This is a genomic window from Kaistella yananensis (assembly GCF_026107505.2).
GTDB classification, from domain to species: Bacteria; Bacteroidota; Bacteroidia; order Flavobacteriales; family Weeksellaceae; genus Kaistella; species Kaistella yananensis.
On sequence record NZ_JAPCHZ010000007.1, the window covers coordinates 20,790 to 37,309 of the forward strand.

Consider the following 16,520-nt stretch of genomic DNA (forward strand, 5'->3'; position numbering starts at 1 on the left):
AAATTATTTTGCACCGTCAATCTCGCGCATATATTCCAGGAGTTCTCTTGCCTCGTTATCAGCAAGTCCCTGATTTGGCATTCTCACCAAACAAAGTTCAAGTTGTTTCTGTAATTCAGGGTCTACATCGATCATTGGATCCGGGTTGCTGATAAAGTTCATGATCCATTCAGGAGTTTGTCTTTGGGTAACGCCTTTCCAGCCTGGTCCTACCAATTTTTCTTCTGTTGGTTTGTGACATGAAGTACACTTCACCTCAGCGATCTTCTTGCCCGCAGCAGCCATAGCAGGATCAAATTTACTTACATCTACGTTTTCGTGTGGTCCTAAACCTCTTTTAGGATCGTACTCATTGGTTCCGGATGCAGCAGGAGCTTCTGTAGTAGTAGCTGTAGTTTCGGTGGTGGTTGCTGTAGGAATTGAATCTGTTTTTTTATCCCCTCCGCAGGAGAAAAGTGCCAAAGTGAGCACTGAAAGTGCCATTGTTTTAAGTGTGTACATAATTTAATTGTTTTTTGTTTACTCAAAAGTAGAAACATTTGCCCTCATGCGAGTATGATCCAAGTCATACGGTTTATATGACTTTTATCGTCAAATTTGTAGGAGATGTTTAAAGAATAAAAAATAATTTTGTTAAAAATTTAGCAATATGAAGAAATACGTAGTGATTTGTGTACTTGTTATGGCTGCTTCCTGCAGTAAAAAGCCGATTGATTCCGCGAAAGAAAGTAATGTAATGCTGGAAGAACCCACACTGAAGGTGGTAGACTCTGCAGCTGCCGGAAAACATGAAGGCCTGGCGCTTATCGAAGGAATGGATTGCCTTACCTGCCATAAAACGGATACCCGCCTCGTAGGCCCCTCTTACCAGGAAGTTGCCGATAAATATACTGACGCAGATATCGAGATGCTGGCAACCAAAATAATCGAAGGAGGTAAAGGGAACTGGGGTGAAATTCCGATGACTCCGCATGCAGGGATGAGTAAAGAAAATGCAAAAAAAATGGTTGAGTATATTTTGACGTTGAAGAAATAAGTCCTTTTAAATTTTACTGTTCATAAAAAAACTCCTTACAGCTTTTGTATATCTTGAGGAGTTTTTTTTATGATCGGGAGCATCATTGCTTTATGACTGTAATTATACGGCGGTTATCAACAATCGGCATGGGAGTCACAGGGTCTTCATATTTTTTATGTTGTTTTACGAATTACCCCATTATTTTAGAAAATAAATGTCAATTTGTCACACTTTTTTCCTTGGTACAAAATTGGAGAAAACCACTGCAAATAAAATTTAAAAAACAAAAATATACATACTATGAGTAAAATAATTGGAATCGATTTAGGAACAACCAACTCTTGTGTTGCTGTAATGGAGGGAAAAGACCCTGTTGTAATTCCTAATGCTGAAGGTAAAAGAACCACGCCTTCAATTGTTGCCTTCACCGAAGATGGTGAAAGAAAAGTAGGTGATCCTGCAAAAAGACAAGCAGTAACCAACCCTACCAAAACCGTATATTCGATCAAAAGATTTATCGGTACCCACTTTAAAGATGATGCTAAAGAAGTTTCTAGAGTTCCTTACCAAGTGGTAAGCGGACCAAATGATACTGTAAAAGTAAAAATCGACGACAGAGAATATACCCCACAAGAAATTTCTGCAATGATTCTTCAGAAAATGAAGAAAACTGCGGAAGATTATTTGGGACAAGAAGTAACGAGAGCGGTTATCACCGTTCCTGCATACTTCAACGATGCCCAAAGACAGGCTACTAAAGAAGCTGGTGAAATCGCTGGTTTAACCGTTGAAAGAATTATCAATGAGCCTACCGCTGCAGCTTTAGCTTATGGTTTAGATAAAAATCATAAAGACCAAAAAATCGCAGTTTACGATTTAGGTGGTGGTACTTTCGACGTTTCTATCCTTGATCTTGGTGACGGAGTTTTCGAAGTATTATCAACCAATGGAGATACCCATCTTGGTGGTGATGATTTTGATGATGTAATCATCAACTGGATGGCGGATGAATTTAAATCTGAAGAAGGTGTTGATTTAAAATCTGACGCCATTGCGTTACAGAGATTGAAGGAAGCTGCGGAAAAAGCAAAAATCGAGTTGTCATCTTCAAGCCAAACAGAGATCAACCTTCCGTATATCACTGCTACCGCTACAGGACCAAAACACTTGGTGAAAACCTTAACAAAAGCGAAATTCGAGCAATTGTCAGCAGATTTAGTAAGAAGATCAATGGAGCCTTGTAAAAAAGCGTTGGCTGATGCAGGTCTTACCATTTCAGATATCGATGAGGTCATCTTGGTGGGAGGTTCTACAAGAATCCCAATCATCCAAGAGGAAGTTGAGAAATTCTTCGGTAAAAAACCTTCAAAAGGAGTAAACCCGGATGAGGTTGTAGCAATTGGGGCAGCAATTCAAGGTGGAGTTTTAACAGGAGATGTGAAAGATGTTCTTTTATTAGACGTTACTCCACTTTCTTTGGGTATCGAAACCATGGGTTCTGTTTTCACTAAACTAATTGAAGCCAACACAACCATCCCAACTAAAAAATCTGAAGTATTCTCTACCGCGTCTGACAATCAGCCGGCTGTAAGCATCAGAGTAGGACAGGGAGAAAGACCAATGTTCAACGATAACAAAGAAATTGGAAGATTTGATTTAACAGATATTCCACCAGCACCAAGAGGAGTTCCACAAATCGAGGTGACTTTCGATATCGATGCGAACGGAATTCTTTCTGTTTCAGCTAAAGATAAAGGAACCGGAAAAGAGCAATCGATTAAAATTCAGGCAAGTTCAGGACTTTCTGACGATGAAATCCAAAGAATGAAGCGTGAAGCAGAAGAAAACTCTGCAGCCGATGCTAAGAAAAAAGAAGAAGTTGAAGTATTCAATAAAGCTGACGGATTGATTTTCCAAACCGAAAAACAATTGAAAGAATTTGGCGATAAATTGTCTGCGGACAAGAAAACAGCCATCGAAACTGCAGTTGCTGAATTGAAAACCGCTTTCGAAGCTAAAGATTTAGATTCTGTAAAAACCAAAACTGAAGCTCTAGACGCTGCTTGGATGGCAGCCTCAGAAGAAATGTACGCAGCAGGCCAGCAAGGTCAGCCAGGTGCAGATCCTTCTCAGGGAAATGCCGGAGCTAATTCTGGTGCAGATGATGTTCAGGATGCAGACTTTGAAGAAGTTAAATAAGGATCGATTAAAACCGATTAACAATAATTATAAAAACGCTGCAAGCTATTAGTTTACAGCGTTTTTTTTGTTTTTTTAAATATACGGTAGCGTCCCACTAACTGTGTAAGTTGAAAAGTTATTCTGAAAAATTTTGGGCTCTAGTAACTGTCGTACACATTATGTCTACGGCGGTTTTTTTTGTGAAGCTTATCGCTTTTTGTTTAAACGTTGACTTTATGTTGCCTTATCTTTAAAAAACTCCCTAAAATTATATGATCGCTTCTTTAGGCAAATCCTGTTGGTCGATGAAATCTTTCGGTTGGTCGATAAACTTGTTTGGTATTTCTATTTCATTTTAAATCAATAGGTTATGGTTCTACCTTTGTTTCATCAAATAAAGATAGAAGTCATGAAAAAGAAGCAAATGAAGTTTTAAAAATAGTTTGATGAAAAAGAATTAAAATGAATTGAGATAGTGCAATTATGATGATACAGTATTAAAAATTTGTTTCACACCAAATTATTCTGAACCGCCACATTAATCAACTCCGCCACATTTTTTACCTGAAATTTTTGGATGATATTTTTTCGGTGTGTATCAACAGTTAGAGGACTTAAAAATAGTTCTTCGGCTATGGCCACACTGGTTTTTCCCTCGGTTAGAAGTTTTAGAATTTCTTTTTCGCGTTTCGTTAAGCGTGGGATTCCGGAAAGTTCATTTTGCGATGGTTTGCTGATGATTTCCTTTACTTCGTTGCAAAAGACAATGTTTCCCGAAAGCGCGCCCCGGATACAGCTGTGCAATTCATCAATGGTAGCATTTTTCAACAGGTAACCGCTGGCTCCATTCTGTATACACTGCATGATGATGCTTCTTTCCGAACGGTTGCTGAGCATAATTACAGAAGTTTCAGGTCGCATTTTTTTTATTTCGGCGCATAGCTCGATTCCATTGGAGTCCGGTAAAGTAATATCGAGCAGAACGATATCTGCTTCATTTGTTTTAATGAAATTTCGAATTCCGGCACCATCATTAAAAGTTGCAGCAATTTGAAAATATTTTTTATTTTCAAGCATCATTTTGAGACCCTGAATGACGATGGGATGGTCGTCTACTATGACGATGTTGATGTTATGCGACATGGGTATTGATTTCTATATTAACGGAGGTTCCCTGGTTTTCTGTGGACTGTATTTCCATTTTACCTTTCAGATAATCGACCCGGTTTTGAAGGTTTTTCAAACCGAGACTTTTCACTTTGCTCATTTCACTTTCGGTGATGCCTTTGCCGTTGTCTTCTACCGTGATATAAAATTCCTCGGCGTTTTGTGAGCACTGCACCAGAATATTATCTGCATTCGAATGTTTCACGGCATTGTTCAGCAGTTCCTGAACAATTCTGTAGATATTCACCTGCAAATTCAGCGGCAGATTTTTCTCAATATTAATCGCCTGAAAATCGATGGTTAAACCGTCTTTCATGTAAAATTCGCAGAGATCTTTCAAAGCGATTTCCAGTCCGAAATTTAAAAGTGATTCCGGCATCAGATTCCTGGCAACACGCCGAAGTTCGGAAACAGAGGAATCCAGCTGGTTCAGAATTCTGTGAAAACTTTCATACTGGTTTTCCTCGAGATGGTTGCTGCTCCAGGTGGACAGGTTGATCTTCACACCGGCCAGCATACCGCCAAGACCGTCGTGGAGGTCTTTTGCCACGCGTTCGCGCTCGCGTTCTTCCCCATCCAGAATGGCTTTGGTTAGATTGAGTTCTTCGGTTTGTTCTTTTTCCCTGAGTTTTTGCTGAAGGTTTATTTCGCGCTGCTCCGAAAGTTTTTTTCTGTTGCGGTAATAAAAAAAGGTATATAGGCCACTGCCCAAAAAGATTAGCGTGGTGATGATAAACGTCCACATATATTGGTTTTTTTTGTTGATTTCAAGCTCCTGAACCGCCAACTGTTTTTCTTTTTCGGCGGTGCGGAACTTGGTTTCCATTTCGTTGATGGCTTCGTTTTGGTCAATAATCTTCATGCTGTCTGAAACGGCAATTCTCTTTTTGGCATACTGAAAGGCATTCTTAAAATTACCGCGTTTTTCTTCCAACATCCACAATTCATCGTAGATGGTAGCAAGGTTGTCCGCATAATTTTTTACATAGAATTCATTGTTCAAAAGATTTTTCAGCGTAGCAGCAGCTTCGTCGTAAAGACCCAAGTTTGCCTCTGCCTTCGATTTCATAAAGGTGAGGCGTGTGAGGTGGTAGGGGTTTTGATTTTTTTCTGCCAAGCTCAAGCCTTCCGAAGCCTTTCTTAACGATTCAGCTGCATTGCCCGTATATAAGAAATAAATACTTTGTAGGTGCAGCAGTTCATTATGGAAATCGGGATTTTTATTTTCGGATAAGGATTTTTGCATCAGATCCAGTCTGCGTTTTGCCTTGGGATAGTCTTCTTTCTTCAAAAAAATTTCTGCAGACACCAGTTGCGCTGTTTCCGCGACTTCCTTTGACTGAGCGGTATTTCCCTTCAGGTTTGCTGTACTGATGGCCTGTTCCGCATATTGTAAGGCCTTGTCCAAATTTTCGTCGTTATAGAAAATGATCGCTGCTGTAAGATAATTGTTGGCAAGAAAAGATTTGTCGGCTGCTTTTTTAGATGCGGGTATTGCGTGGTTCATCATCAGCTTCATCGCCTCGTGTGCATTTCCCATGCGCTGCTCATCGGCTACTACATTGGTCCACAGCATAGCGCGGAGGTTTTGTGCCTCCTCAGAATTTTCGTTTCCTAAAATTTCCAATCCTTTCAGATGATGTGTTTTTCCTTTTTTTGGATTTTTAGGCATTTCATAGAAGCCCCACGAATTTTGTATTCTAGCCTGTCCTACTTTATGATGTTTTGGGGTTAGCTCTTCCGCCTTTTTCAGATAAGAAAGAGCCTTAGCCGAATCGCTTTGTGCGGTAAACTTGACCAATTTCAGATAAACTTCCGCTTTTTTAACCGGATCTTTCTCCATGGCAGCAACACGCAGCAGGCTGTCCGCTTTCTGCGCAAATACGAGGTTAATTAAGACTAGCGCACTAAAAATGAGAACCCTGCACATGATCAGTATTAATTTGATTTAAAGTTAATCAAAAATAAAAAGAGATGAATATCAAAAAAATACCTAAAAACAAGTAGAAAAAAATACTGAATTACAGGCGTGGCATTACCTTAAATGGTTTCTCATTTTTGGATTATTAAAACACCTAAAAAAAATGACACTTATGAAAAACCTGCTGACGCCCCTGATAATACTAACAGCTGCGACGTGGGTGAGTGCACAGACGGATAACCGTAAAGAAGTATTGCGGAAAAAGTGCAGTTCAACAGCGCTGAAGCCAAAGAAATGCTGGCACTGGGAAAATCTACGATCAACGGAACGGCCGTTATCCGTGAATATACTGACAACAACATCAGAAAAAATTATCTGAACGCCATCATCGGAATGGATGTTACAGGAACCAAACACTTCGCTCCGGAAGGAACTGTAGTGATGCTTTTCCCTATACCGAATATTTTAAGGAGTATCTAAAATTAAGAGACCGGTACGCACAGAGCAGAAAGTACGTTGCCGTACTGTCGAAAGACGCCTTCAGCCACCGTTTGGAAGCAAAAGTGGGGCGCGGCGGAAAATTTAGCTTTCCACAAATGAAGCCCGGCAAATATTATATCGAAACCAACTTCACTTATGTAGGAACTGGTCTGGCCTATGTTCAGGCAGGCCGTACAGATTATTACAACGGTTACGGTAATTATATGCGTTCAGAACCCATTTATCAAGGCTATAATTACACTTATCTGGATTCAAAAGTAGAATCAAAGATTGTGACCGTAAAGGAAGACGGAACAACCGTCGACATTAAAGTTTAACGATATAAGAAAAAATACTTAGCACTGGTCTCCTATCGAATATGAAACTGCGACCGTGGAAATATACAAGGATGTTGAACAGAAAATAGAATAACCTATAAAAACAATAAAGCTATGATTCGAAAAATCTTATTAATGTCTGCCGGAATAATCTTTTCCGGAATGTACAGCCAGCAGACCAGATTTGGACTAAAAGCCGGCTATACCTACTCCAATTTCAACTCAAATATTGAAACAGCTAACGAAAAATTTGAACCAAAATCCGGATACTACGCCGGACTTAGCGCAGAAAAACGATTGAGCGAAAAATTAGCAATGCAGATAGAGGCAATGTATGCTAATTTGGGCAGCCAGACTACTTACGAAAATGCTGGTGTTACTATAAAGCAGATCAACCACCTACACCGGCTGGTGGTTCCTGTGTCGCTAAAATATAACGTAACCTATGAGCTGGGAGTTTTTGCCGGAGGTTATTTATCCTCGAAAATAAGCAACAATGTAAAGTTTAAAACATCAGGAGATATTGGTGTAACCGATGAAGAGCTGAAAGAACTGGAAAAAGAATACAAAAAATACCTGGACGATAACCTTAAGTCTACAGAACTTGGCGTGCAGTTCGGCATAGATTACAGAGCCTTCAAAAGCGTGTACATAGAGGCAAGATACAGCCTCGGCCTCTCCAACATGATTAAAAACCCCACCAATGACGAGAAAATGACCATGAGCTTTCTACAGGCAGGTATTGCTTATAAATTTTAAAACTACCAAAAAATAAGTAGAAAAAAATACTGATTTGCAGCGATTGAAACCAGAACCCAAAAGGTCAAAATTTGTAATCAGAGAAACAAACGAAATAAGTAAACTTTTAAAATCAAACACATTATGAAAAATGCAGTATTAGCAGCAATAATATTTACAGCTGCATTCACGGCAAATGCGAAAGCACAAAGTATCTTCGATAAAATAGACAGGCTCGCAGGAAAGGTAGAAAGTGCCACCTATAAGGTGGACAGAGCTGCAAACGCAGCAGACAGGGCAGGAAAAACAGGAGGAAAACTGGCAGGAATGCTTGGCAAGAAAAAAGAAAACTCAACAGCTTCCCTCACTGATACAAATGGAGCGAACAAAACGGTAATAACCGTCTCCGGCATGGAGATGGAAAAATTGCAGAAACTGAATGACCTTTTAGAAAATACAGACGGTGTAACCTCCTCTAAAATGAAATACAGCAATGGGAAATCTACGATTACAGTCATTCACAAAGGCGATACCCAAAACCTGATGCGTAAAATAAATGCAAAAGCTAACGGTGTGTACACCAGCCAGAATATTACTGAAATGGAAGATGGTCTTGTAACATTGAAGTTATGAGATCTGTGATTCTATACTTGGCATTTGGTCTTTTTTTCTGCCTCTCATGCAGAGATGAAGGCAGCGGATCAGGTGGTTATTTTATCCGGATGGAGGAGAACGGAAGCCTAAAAAAGGGAGATATCTCCCAAACACGAAGCTTCCTGACAGATTATCAGGCTGTAGTGGGAGATACTCAAAAGAATTTTACTCAACTTATGGTTGTTTCAACTAAGCTCAACGGAAAAAATTTTGAAATGCTATCATTTTCTCTTAATGAATTCACAGGTGTGGGAACCTATTCTCTTGCCGAAGACGACCCATGGACCACTGCACAATACGGCGAAGATGTAAACAACAGCAGTAAAATTTATCCCAAGCATTCAGGACAAATGATTATAACCGAATTTAAGGATAATAAAGTGAGAGGAACTTTTGAATTTGTTGGAAAAAATTACGAAACCGGGCAGTCGGTTAGTATCACAAACGGTGAATTCTATTTAGAAGCACAGAAAAATGTACTTTAATGTGAAATCGTATAGGAAAAAAAAGGAATAACAATTAAAAATAAATTTATGAAAACAATGTACAAAAAAATCGTGTTGAGAAGCTTGATGCTTCTATTGGCTGTAGGCCTTGTGTTTGGAATTTCGTCGTGCAGCAGAGATGATGATGGCGGCGGTTCTACTGAGGATGGAAATATGTATAAAATCACCATAACCCTGAATGGTGTAGATGCCAATGATTATGTCAGTTTAGCCGCAGCAGCGTCTGATGCTGCAGCTACCACCTCGGTATGGAAGATCAACGGTGTAACACAGAATGGGCAAGTTGGTGTAGGCCTAAACAACACCAATTTTACGGGAAGCACCAAAACTTACGTACTGGAAACAAATTTTAAAGTTATAGCATTAGCGGCAGGAGGACAGATCATAAACTATGGCGGTGCTATTACCGGATCTTACAAGATTGAAAAAAACGGAAAAGAAGAAGTTAATGAGACAATAAATCTCTCAACAGATGGAGCAAGTTGGAGCAAACAGTTTAATTTTTAAGTAGTTTCATAGTTCATACAGTTAATAATTTTTCAGAAAAGAATCTCGGGGTTGCAACCGGGACTTTCTTTCTTTAAAAAAAAATCATGAAAACAATATCTATATCCGCCGCCTTTTTAGCTATATTTTTAATTTCTTGCCAGAAAACCTCTGCTCCCGATCCGGATCAGAAACCTTTTGTAAAGAAAGATTCTGCCGAACTGGTTCAATACGGAAAATACCTCGTCACCATCACCGGCTGCAACGATTGCCACACGCCCAAGAAAATGGGGCCAAAAGGTCCGGAACTGATTGAAGAACTGCTCCTTTCCGGTTTTCAGGGCAAGAACGCCATACCTGAATTTGATAAAGAAAAAACCCAGAAAGGTTTTGCCGAGATGAGTCCGGATATGACGGCCGCGGCCGGACCGTGGGGAATTTCGTTCGCAGCCAACTTAACTCCCGACGAAACCGGTATCGGCAACTGGACTTTCGAACAGTTTAAAACCGCCATGACGCAGGGGAAATACAAAGGAATGGCCAACGGAAGACCACTGCTTCCACCGATGCCCTGGTTCAACTTTACGGAAATGAAAGACGAGGATTTGCAGGCAATTTTCGCTTATTTAAAATCTATTAAACCTGTTGAAAATGTGGTGCCTAGTCCTGTAACTGCCAGTAACTAAAGAGTTTTCCTTAGAAGAACTTTACGTTATATTTTTTGAATTAGTCAAAACTTAATCTGACAGTTAAGATAAAAAACTTTAACTTTTAAACAGATTAAGAAAATGACAAAACAACAGAAAATTATCAAAAACAAAGTGGGAGTATTCTGAAAACTATTTTTAAGCCCAAACTGTCACATCAAGTAGTGGCTATTACAAATTATTTCCTAATTCAACTATTGAAAAGGATAAGCGAAGTTTCGCAGAGCTCTTCCATTTTCGAATAACGGAAAAAGACAATCTCACTGTCTTCTGTGGCTTCAATGGAATGCCGTGGCGGAATTTTCTCAAAAATAGTGTCTTTATTGGCGAGAATGCTGTTTTCTGGGTAAAAATTGGTGGTGATGTCTTTTCCTTTTTCAAAATAAAACGAGCGCAGAAGCCCTTTTTCTACAAAATACACCTTGCGGTTTAAAGTGTTCTGATCGCTGATAACGGTTCCTTTTTTCACAGAAATTTTTTCGGTCTGGGTGTTCAGAAAACTGCGGATATCATCATCGATGGTGATGTAGGTGGAAAGGAATTCGGGAAAAGTCATCAGGATTCAATTTGTACAAAAATAAAAATAATGCCCCAGAAATGAGGCATTATTCACAAACTAAACATTAAAAATAAACTATTAAAAATTAATCTTCTGTAGCCAACTGAAAAGTTCGTAATATACTTTTTCTCGCACCGGTTTTTTGGAAAGCACCAAATCGTGAATGCCGCCTTTAACGGGAATTATCGTGAGATTCCCCCTAAAATTTTCAGCATTTTTATGAATATCCTTAACGTTCAGGATGATATCGGTGGAAGTCACTTCCTCATTCCAGACTTTTGGATAGCCCGATTTTTCAGAATGCATCACCAATACCGGAACCTTGAGTTCTGCGTTGCGGATGTCTTTCTGTCCGCGATGAATGGCACGGATAAATCCAAAATTGACTTTCCCGTTGGCATTGGGTTTCAGTTTTAAATCATAATTCCATTCACCTTTAAAATCTTTATGCAGACTTTCACCGTAGAAAGTGGAAAATCCACCGCCAATTTTGGTGTCAGGATGATGTTTTCCCAAACCGCTGATGATGGGAACCCCAATTTTTTTCGCCAGAAAACCCATATTGAAATCATAAAACGGACTGTTAACCCAAAGTCCGGCAATGTTCGGATTTTCAGTGTGATATTTCAAATAACGTGTCGTAATCAAGCCGCCGGTTGAATGCCCTGCCAACAGAATTTTGTTATGATTTTCAGCAGCAATGATTTTTAAAGCTTCATCGATTTCGGCATTGTATTCGTCCAGATTTCTGACATTATTAAAAGTTTGATGCGTCAAATACGAACGCCCATATTTTCTTAAATCCAAAGCATAAAAGTCAAACCCCTTTTCATTGAATCTTTCAGCCATTTCCGCCTGAAAAAAATAATCGTTAAACCCGTGAATATACAACACTGCTTTATGGGTCGGAATTTCCGCTTTTTTGCGGATGATAGTTGCGGTAACTTTTCCTTCGTAATCGTTCGGAAAATTCAATGTTTTCTGCTCGAAACCGTTTCCCAAAATATCCGGCGTATATTCCTGCGAAAAGAAAAACCCCGAAAGGAAAATCAGCAGCAGTAAAAAGTTCTTTTTCATTCTCCAGTTGTTTGTTAAGGCAAAGTTCGGGCTTTCTTTTAAATTTAGTTTTGACATATATCAAAAAAGAACGCCCGGAAATTTCCGGACGCCCTTGCTGTAACAATGAAAACTTTCTATTTCAAAAAATCTTTACCCTGAAAAGTCGGATTAGGATATTTATAAAAGCCTTCGCCACTTGAAACGCCGAGTTTTCCGGCATCGATAAACTGATTTTTCAGCACGTTGACAAACTTCATTTTTTCCTCATTTCCGGTACGTTCCGCCTCGGTTTTAAAAATGTGATATACCGTTCCCAAACCAACTACATCCAAAATACCGAACGGCCCTATTGGCGAACCGGTTCCGAGCATCCAGGTTTTGTCGATAGTTTCAATGTCGGCAACGCCTTTAGCATACAGCAGAATTCCCGAACTCAACAGCGGCACCAAAAGCGTGTTAAGAATGTAGCCCGGCTGTTCTTTTTTCAGTGGAAGTGGAATCATTCCGATAGATTTTGCAAATTCCACGAGTGTTTCAAATACTTCGGGACTGGTCTTTTCGGTACCCATAATTTCCGCCGTGTTGTGTTTCCAGATTTCGTTGGCGAAATGCAACGCGAGAAATTTTTCCGGCCTTCCGGTTTCATCCATCAATAAACTCGGCAAGAGTGTGGAAGTATTGGTGGCAAAAATGGTTTTTTCGGGAGCGATTTTGGATAAATTTCGGTAAAATTCCTTTTTAATGCCGATACTTTCCGGTATGGCTTCAATCAGCAGATCCGCTTCGAAAACCGCTTCCTGAAGGCTGATGGAAAACTGCAGTTTTTGATAGGCTTTTTCCAGTTTTTCAGATGAAATCTGAAGGTCCGATTTGTATCGGGGCAGAAAAGTATCAATCAGTTTTTTGGATTTTTCAATTGCCTCAGCGTTGATGTCGTAAATGGTCACGTCATAGCCGTGCAGTGCGGATTGAAAAGCAATCTGCGAACCCAAAACGCCGCTTCCAGCTACGGTGATTTTTTTTATTGTTGTCATTTTTTTTTAAATTTTAGAAAACCTTACAGGTATTCAAGACCTCTCAGGTTTTTCAGGTTTAATAATTACTCCCCTTCTTGCTTATGCTCAAAGAGACCTTTCAGTTTGTCCCATTGCTGCGCGAAAAAACCATCGTGTTCGTCGTGCGAAATTTCCGGCAGAATATGCTCAAAATAGGTATTCTTCAAAACTTTGTTCAGAATTCCGCTTCCCGGAAAACCTTTGCCGTCGTTCAAAGTGTTGGCGGCTTTCAACAAATGACGGATGTCGTATTGCAACGGATTGATATCAGGGACCTGTTTATTGCTGTCAAGAAGTTCATAAACCGCAATTCTCGCTGTTCTCACCGAACTTTCCATTGTAAAAACCACATCGTTATTGGTTTCCACAAACTGTCCGACAAGTCCGAGATTCACGCAACCATCGGGAACCACCTGTGGACGGTCACCTTTGGCACGCGGTAAAAACATCGAGGTGATATACGGCATATAAGAGGTTTTCACAATCGTATTCTGTATGATATTGTCCAGTTGATTTTCAATACCTAAATGATAGGCCAACTCTGCCAAAATCTCGTTACCGGTGCATTGCGGCATTGTTTTCTGAACGTAATTTCCCTTTTCGTCCATCAGCAAAGCATACACCCAGACGACCAAAACATCATCCGGCTGATTCGGGAAATGGGGCTGTCTGTTGCAGGTAAAACTCATCACCCAATTGCTGTCGGTAATCGAAATAATACCGCCTGTAACGGTTTTGCCGGAATACGGGTCGTTCACCGAATACTCTTTCAGTTTTTCTACAAAAGCAGACGGTTTGCAGGTGAGCGTTGCCGACATCCACGCCGATTTGGAAACATCCGAATTGAATTTTTCAGGTTTGCCAAACACTTTAGATTTTTTTGCCAGATTATTCCAAACAGTCCATCCTTTTGATTTGCCGGAATTTTCTTTGGTAAAATCTACCAATGGCGCCGTAACATTGTCGCCGTAGCGTGTATCTTCCGTCATCGATCCAGTAGTGACGATCACAAAATCATTTTCGCGTAATGCAATGTTCACTTCAGAACCGTTCTGTTCGGTGATGATGTTTCTGACGATTTTTTTGTCAGCATTTATTTCGATATCCAAATCTTTCACCACGGTTCCAAACTGAATTTTTACGCCGAGTTCCTGTAAATGTTTTCTTAAAGGCACTACGAATGTGTCATATTGGTTGTATTTCGGGAAAACCAGCGACGAAAGGTCGTTCAAACCATCGATCGCGTGAAGGAAACGGTGAAAATAGAGTTTCAGTTCCAGTAAACTTTGCCAGTTTTCAAAAGCAAACATGGTGCGCCAAAACCACCAGAAATTACTTTCCAAAAAGGTTTCGGAAAACCAATCTTCAATCGTTAAATCGTCCAAATTTTCTTTTTTCGCGAGCAAAAGTTTCATCACCGCCAACTGATCTTTTTTGTTGAGCCCGAATTTGCTGAAATCCTGTATTTTGCCTTTGTTGTGAATGAGCCTTGCTTTGGAGTGGTTGCGGTCGTTGTCGTTTACAATCCGGTATTCATCGAGCACGGAATAAGGCTTGGGAAGTTCCAAAGCGGGAATATCCTGAAACATATCCCATAAATTTTCGTAGGTAAAATCCATTTCACGTCCGCCGCGAATAATGTATCCTGTTTCCGCATTTCCCGAGCCGTCCAAAGAACCGCCTTCAATATGGAGTTGCTCCAAAAAAGTAATGTTTCCGGCAGGAATTTGGCCATCCCGAATGAAATAATAGGCAGAAGAAAGTCCGGCGATTCCGCTACCTACAATATAAACTTTGCTGTCTTTAAATTTGCCGTCCGGAAGTCCGATATTTCTTTGGTAATTCCCAATCTGATCGGGAAAAGGCATTGTGTTGGTAGGAACATTCTGCAGGCGCGTTTGGCTTGCATCGGGTTGATGATTGACTTTTCTGTGATTTTCGGTTGTGTTCATACTTAATTTTTTTGTGGATTAATGATGACTCAAAGGTACGACCGCAGGTTTTTTTATCTTTTGACATTTGTCAAAAAGTGATTAGAAGTAAGAAGCGCGAAGTTGCATTTTAGAAGTTAGAGGTTAGAGAAGCGCACCAAAAGTTTATTCGAAATTTCTTCTTTAAACACACAGTTCCGTATTCAATCGCGCCGCAACAAAGCGATTTTTTCTTTGCGAAATCCGACTATAAATAAATTCAAATCAATTTTGAAAACATCCTCTACATTGAAGGTTTGAAGGATTATGTGAAGATTTATCTTACCACAGAACAAAGGCCGGTTCTCACTTTGATGACGCTCAAAAAACTCGAAGAAGAATTGCCAAAAACAATTTCATGCGCGTGCATTGATCCTACATCGTCGCTTTGGATAAGATTGAACAAATTGAGCGCATCAATCGATTATCAATAATCAGAGAATCAATATTTCCGAAGCGCACCGCGATGATTTCCGGAAATTTATGGAAGGTAATCAGCTTTTGTAATCGTTATTTTCAAAGTTTTTATCATTAAAATCAGCCATTTTTTTGAATAAAATGTTTTCTGTGGAAATTTCCATGGAAACTTTCTCGCTTCTTCCTTTTAGAATATCTTTGCAACTTTATTTAAAACTTAAAAATGCTCTCAAAAATCATTGTACATAAAGTTGGAAACAGAATCAATCAGGAATCACTAATTCTTTCGCAGGAGGAGCTTCAGCTTGAAGATGAAATGAAGGAACTGCTGGAAGATTTCTTCCTGAAAGCCTTTAAATCCGAAGAACAGTTTAGTTTCTATAGCGATACCTATTTGGTCAATAATCCGGTGTACAGCTCGGTTTCTGAAATTTTCGACGACAGAGACAAATTTGTTTACGAAGCTGAAAATATTGCGCAGCACCTTTACGAAGTGGCCGAAAATCCGCGTGTGCAGAGTGGTGAGCTGTTTATCGTCTATTTTGAAGGTGAAGAAAATGCAGACGGGAATAAGATTGATTATATCGGAATATTCAAAACTGAAAATAAAAATCCTTTCCTGAAAATTTCCCCTCAGAATGAAGCTTTTGAAATTGAAAAAGATTACGGAATCGGGCTTTCCAAACTCGATAAAGGTGCGTTGATCTACAACAGCAGTAAAGAAACAGGCTATGCCGTTTCCGTGGTGGATAACAACAAAAATGGCGATATGTACTATTGGTTCGAGGATTTCTTGAAAGTAAAACAGCGCGACGACGAATATTTTCAAACCCAGGAAACGCTCACGGTGTACAAAGAATATATCACCAAGCAACTTCCTCAGGAATTTGAAACCACCAAAGCCGATCAGGCAGATTTTCTGAATAAATCGATCACTTTTTTCAACGAAAAGGAGAATTTCGATTACGATGAATTTACCAGAGAAGTGCTGGAAGATCCCAATGTGATTGAAAGTTTCGGAAATTTCAAATCCGATTACGAACAGGAAATGCAGGTTTCCATCTCAGAAGATTTTGCGATCAGCGAAGCGGCCGTTAAAAAACAGAGCCGGGGCTTCAAAAGCGTCATAAAGCTCGATAAGAACTTTCATATCTATGTTCACGGCGACCGCAAGATGATTGAGACGGGCCAGGATGAAAAAGGCAAATATTACCGCCTTTATTTCGAAGAAGAAAAGTAGATTATTATGTTAAATAAAAGTAGT

At 39.7% G+C, this 16,520-nt stretch carries 18 protein-coding genes; 11 read left to right on the top strand and 7 right to left on the bottom strand.

Annotation, left to right across the window (positions count from 1 at the left end; genetic code table 11):
- Positions 1-3: 3 nt before the first annotated feature.
- Positions 4-501 (bottom strand): c-type cytochrome, encoded by a 498-nt coding sequence (locus OK344_RS12905; RefSeq protein ID WP_088469821.1) that lies wholly within the window; start codon positions 499-501, stop codon positions 4-6.
- A gap of 148 nt (positions 502-649) precedes the next feature.
- Here OK344_RS12905 and OK344_RS12910 point away from each other — a divergent pair, with 148 nt between their 5' ends.
- Both OK344_RS12910 and dnaK read left to right on the top strand, forming a co-directional pair.
- Complete coding sequence (locus OK344_RS12910; protein WP_265145149.1) at positions 650-1,036, top strand: c-type cytochrome; 387 nt, start codon at positions 650-652, stop codon at positions 1,034-1,036.
- A 282-nt stretch (positions 1,037-1,318) separates the two neighbouring features.
- On the top strand, positions 1,319-3,217 hold the full coding sequence (gene dnaK / locus OK344_RS12915) for a molecular chaperone DnaK (RefSeq protein WP_265145150.1): 1,899 nt from the start codon (positions 1,319-1,321) through the stop codon (positions 3,215-3,217).
- A gap of 492 nt (positions 3,218-3,709) precedes the next feature.
- On the opposite strand, the gene OK344_RS12920 is transcribed toward dnaK, so the two are convergent.
- Both OK344_RS12920 and OK344_RS12925 read right to left on the bottom strand, forming a co-directional pair.
- The gene (locus tag OK344_RS12920; protein WP_265145151.1) at positions 3,710-4,342 is read right to left on the bottom strand and encodes a response regulator; all 633 of its coding nucleotides are present in this window, start codon (positions 4,340-4,342) and stop codon (positions 3,710-3,712) included.
- A complete protein-coding gene (locus OK344_RS12925) occupies positions 4,332-6,296 on the bottom strand; it encodes an ATP-binding protein (protein WP_265145152.1) in 1,965 nt (654 codons plus the stop codon). Before OK344_RS12925 ends, OK344_RS12920 begins: the two co-directional genes overlap by 11 nt.
- Positions 6,297-6,551: 255 nt before the next feature.
- On the opposite strand from OK344_RS12925, the gene OK344_RS12930 reads away from it, so the two are divergent.
- The 7 genes from OK344_RS12930 to OK344_RS12960 all read left to right on the top strand — a co-directional run bounded on the left by OK344_RS12930 (position 6,552) and on the right by OK344_RS12960 (position 10,175).
- Positions 6,552-6,767, top strand: coding sequence for a hypothetical protein (locus tag OK344_RS12930; RefSeq protein ID WP_265145153.1), 216 nt, complete (start codon positions 6,552-6,554; stop codon positions 6,765-6,767).
- A gap of 116 nt (positions 6,768-6,883) precedes the next feature.
- Complete coding sequence (locus OK344_RS12935) at positions 6,884-7,105, top strand: hypothetical protein (RefSeq protein ID WP_265145154.1); 222 nt, start codon at positions 6,884-6,886, stop codon at positions 7,103-7,105.
- A gap of 135 nt (positions 7,106-7,240) precedes the next feature.
- Entirely contained in the window at positions 7,241-7,864 is a 624-nt protein-coding gene (locus OK344_RS12940; RefSeq protein ID WP_265145155.1) for a porin family protein, read from the top strand.
- A gap of 123 nt (positions 7,865-7,987) precedes the next feature.
- Positions 7,988-8,476, top strand: a complete 489-nt coding sequence (locus OK344_RS12945) for a hypothetical protein (RefSeq protein ID WP_265145157.1) — start codon at positions 7,988-7,990, stop codon at positions 8,474-8,476.
- Positions 8,473-8,982, top strand: a complete 510-nt coding sequence (locus OK344_RS12950) for a DUF6252 domain-containing protein (protein ID WP_265145158.1) — start codon at positions 8,473-8,475, stop codon at positions 8,980-8,982. The genes OK344_RS12945 and OK344_RS12950 overlap by 4 nt, the downstream gene beginning before the upstream one ends.
- 48 nt (positions 8,983-9,030) lie before the next feature.
- Complete coding sequence (locus OK344_RS12955) at positions 9,031-9,510, top strand: beta-barrel fold lipoprotein (RefSeq protein ID WP_265145159.1); 480 nt, start codon at positions 9,031-9,033, stop codon at positions 9,508-9,510.
- Positions 9,511-9,596: 86 nt separating this feature from the next.
- Positions 9,597-10,175 carry a c-type cytochrome gene (locus tag OK344_RS12960; protein ID WP_265145160.1) on the top strand — a complete coding sequence of 193 codons (579 nt, stop codon included), beginning with the start codon at positions 9,597-9,599 and terminating at the stop codon, positions 10,173-10,175.
- Positions 10,176-10,386: 211 nt separating this feature from the next.
- On the opposite strand, the gene OK344_RS12965 is transcribed toward OK344_RS12960, so the two are convergent.
- The 4 genes from OK344_RS12965 to OK344_RS12980 form a co-directional block, all read right to left on the bottom strand.
- Complete coding sequence (locus OK344_RS12965; RefSeq protein WP_265145161.1) at positions 10,387-10,752, bottom strand: Crp/Fnr family transcriptional regulator; 366 nt, start codon at positions 10,750-10,752, stop codon at positions 10,387-10,389.
- Positions 10,753-10,833: 81 nt separating this feature from the next.
- Positions 10,834-11,832 (bottom strand): alpha/beta hydrolase, encoded by a 999-nt coding sequence (locus OK344_RS12970; RefSeq protein ID WP_265145162.1) that lies wholly within the window; start codon positions 11,830-11,832, stop codon positions 10,834-10,836.
- 116 nt (positions 11,833-11,948) lie between these two features.
- Complete coding sequence (locus OK344_RS12975) at positions 11,949-12,848, bottom strand: 3-hydroxyacyl-CoA dehydrogenase (protein WP_265145164.1); 900 nt, start codon at positions 12,846-12,848, stop codon at positions 11,949-11,951.
- 65 nt (positions 12,849-12,913) lie between these two features.
- Positions 12,914-14,821: an oleate hydratase gene (locus tag OK344_RS12980; protein ID WP_265145165.1), complete on the bottom strand. Its 1,908-nt coding sequence runs from the start codon at positions 14,819-14,821 to the stop codon at positions 12,914-12,916.
- A 242-nt stretch (positions 14,822-15,063) separates the two neighbouring features.
- On the opposite strand from OK344_RS12980, the gene OK344_RS12985 reads away from it, so the two are divergent.
- Together OK344_RS12985 and OK344_RS12990 are read left to right on the top strand one after the other, a co-directional pair.
- Positions 15,064-15,273: a LytTR family transcriptional regulator DNA-binding domain-containing protein gene (locus tag OK344_RS12985; RefSeq protein WP_407936716.1), complete on the top strand. Its 210-nt coding sequence runs from the start codon at positions 15,064-15,066 to the stop codon at positions 15,271-15,273.
- A gap of 206 nt (positions 15,274-15,479) precedes the next feature.
- Positions 15,480-16,496: a nucleoid-associated protein gene (locus tag OK344_RS12990; protein ID WP_265145166.1), complete on the top strand. Its 1,017-nt coding sequence runs from the start codon at positions 15,480-15,482 to the stop codon at positions 16,494-16,496.
- Positions 16,497-16,520: the final 24 nt, after the last annotated feature.

Coding starts and splice junctions, on each gene's coding strand:
- OK344_RS12905 (WP_088469821.1), bottom strand. CDS start 501: ATGTACACACTTAAAACAATGGCACTTTCAGTGCTCACTTTGGCACTT.
- OK344_RS12910 (WP_265145149.1), top strand. CDS start 650: ATGAAGAAATACGTAGTGATTTGTGTACTTGTTATGGCTGCTTCCTGC.
- dnaK (WP_265145150.1), top strand. CDS start 1,319: ATGAGTAAAATAATTGGAATCGATTTAGGAACAACCAACTCTTGTGTT.
- OK344_RS12920 (WP_265145151.1), bottom strand. CDS start 4,342: ATGTCGCATAACATCAACATCGTCATAGTAGACGACCATCCCATCGTC.
- OK344_RS12925 (WP_265145152.1), bottom strand. CDS start 6,296: ATGTGCAGGGTTCTCATTTTTAGTGCGCTAGTCTTAATTAACCTCGTA.
- OK344_RS12935 (WP_265145154.1), top strand. CDS start 6,884: ATGAAGCCCGGCAAATATTATATCGAAACCAACTTCACTTATGTAGGA.
- OK344_RS12940 (WP_265145155.1), top strand. CDS start 7,241: ATGTCTGCCGGAATAATCTTTTCCGGAATGTACAGCCAGCAGACCAGA.
- OK344_RS12945 (WP_265145157.1), top strand. CDS start 7,988: ATGAAAAATGCAGTATTAGCAGCAATAATATTTACAGCTGCATTCACG.
- OK344_RS12950 (WP_265145158.1), top strand. CDS start 8,473: ATGAGATCTGTGATTCTATACTTGGCATTTGGTCTTTTTTTCTGCCTC.
- OK344_RS12955 (WP_265145159.1), top strand. CDS start 9,031: ATGAAAACAATGTACAAAAAAATCGTGTTGAGAAGCTTGATGCTTCTA.
- OK344_RS12960 (WP_265145160.1), top strand. CDS start 9,597: ATGAAAACAATATCTATATCCGCCGCCTTTTTAGCTATATTTTTAATT.
- OK344_RS12965 (WP_265145161.1), bottom strand. CDS start 10,752: ATGACTTTTCCCGAATTCCTTTCCACCTACATCACCATCGATGATGAT.
- OK344_RS12970 (WP_265145162.1), bottom strand. CDS start 11,832: ATGAAAAAGAACTTTTTACTGCTGCTGATTTTCCTTTCGGGGTTTTTC.
- OK344_RS12975 (WP_265145164.1), bottom strand. CDS start 12,848: ATGACAACAATAAAAAAAATCACCGTAGCTGGAAGCGGCGTTTTGGGT.
- OK344_RS12980 (WP_265145165.1), bottom strand. CDS start 14,821: ATGAACACAACCGAAAATCACAGAAAAGTCAATCATCAACCCGATGCA.
- OK344_RS12990 (WP_265145166.1), top strand. CDS start 15,480: ATGCTCTCAAAAATCATTGTACATAAAGTTGGAAACAGAATCAATCAG.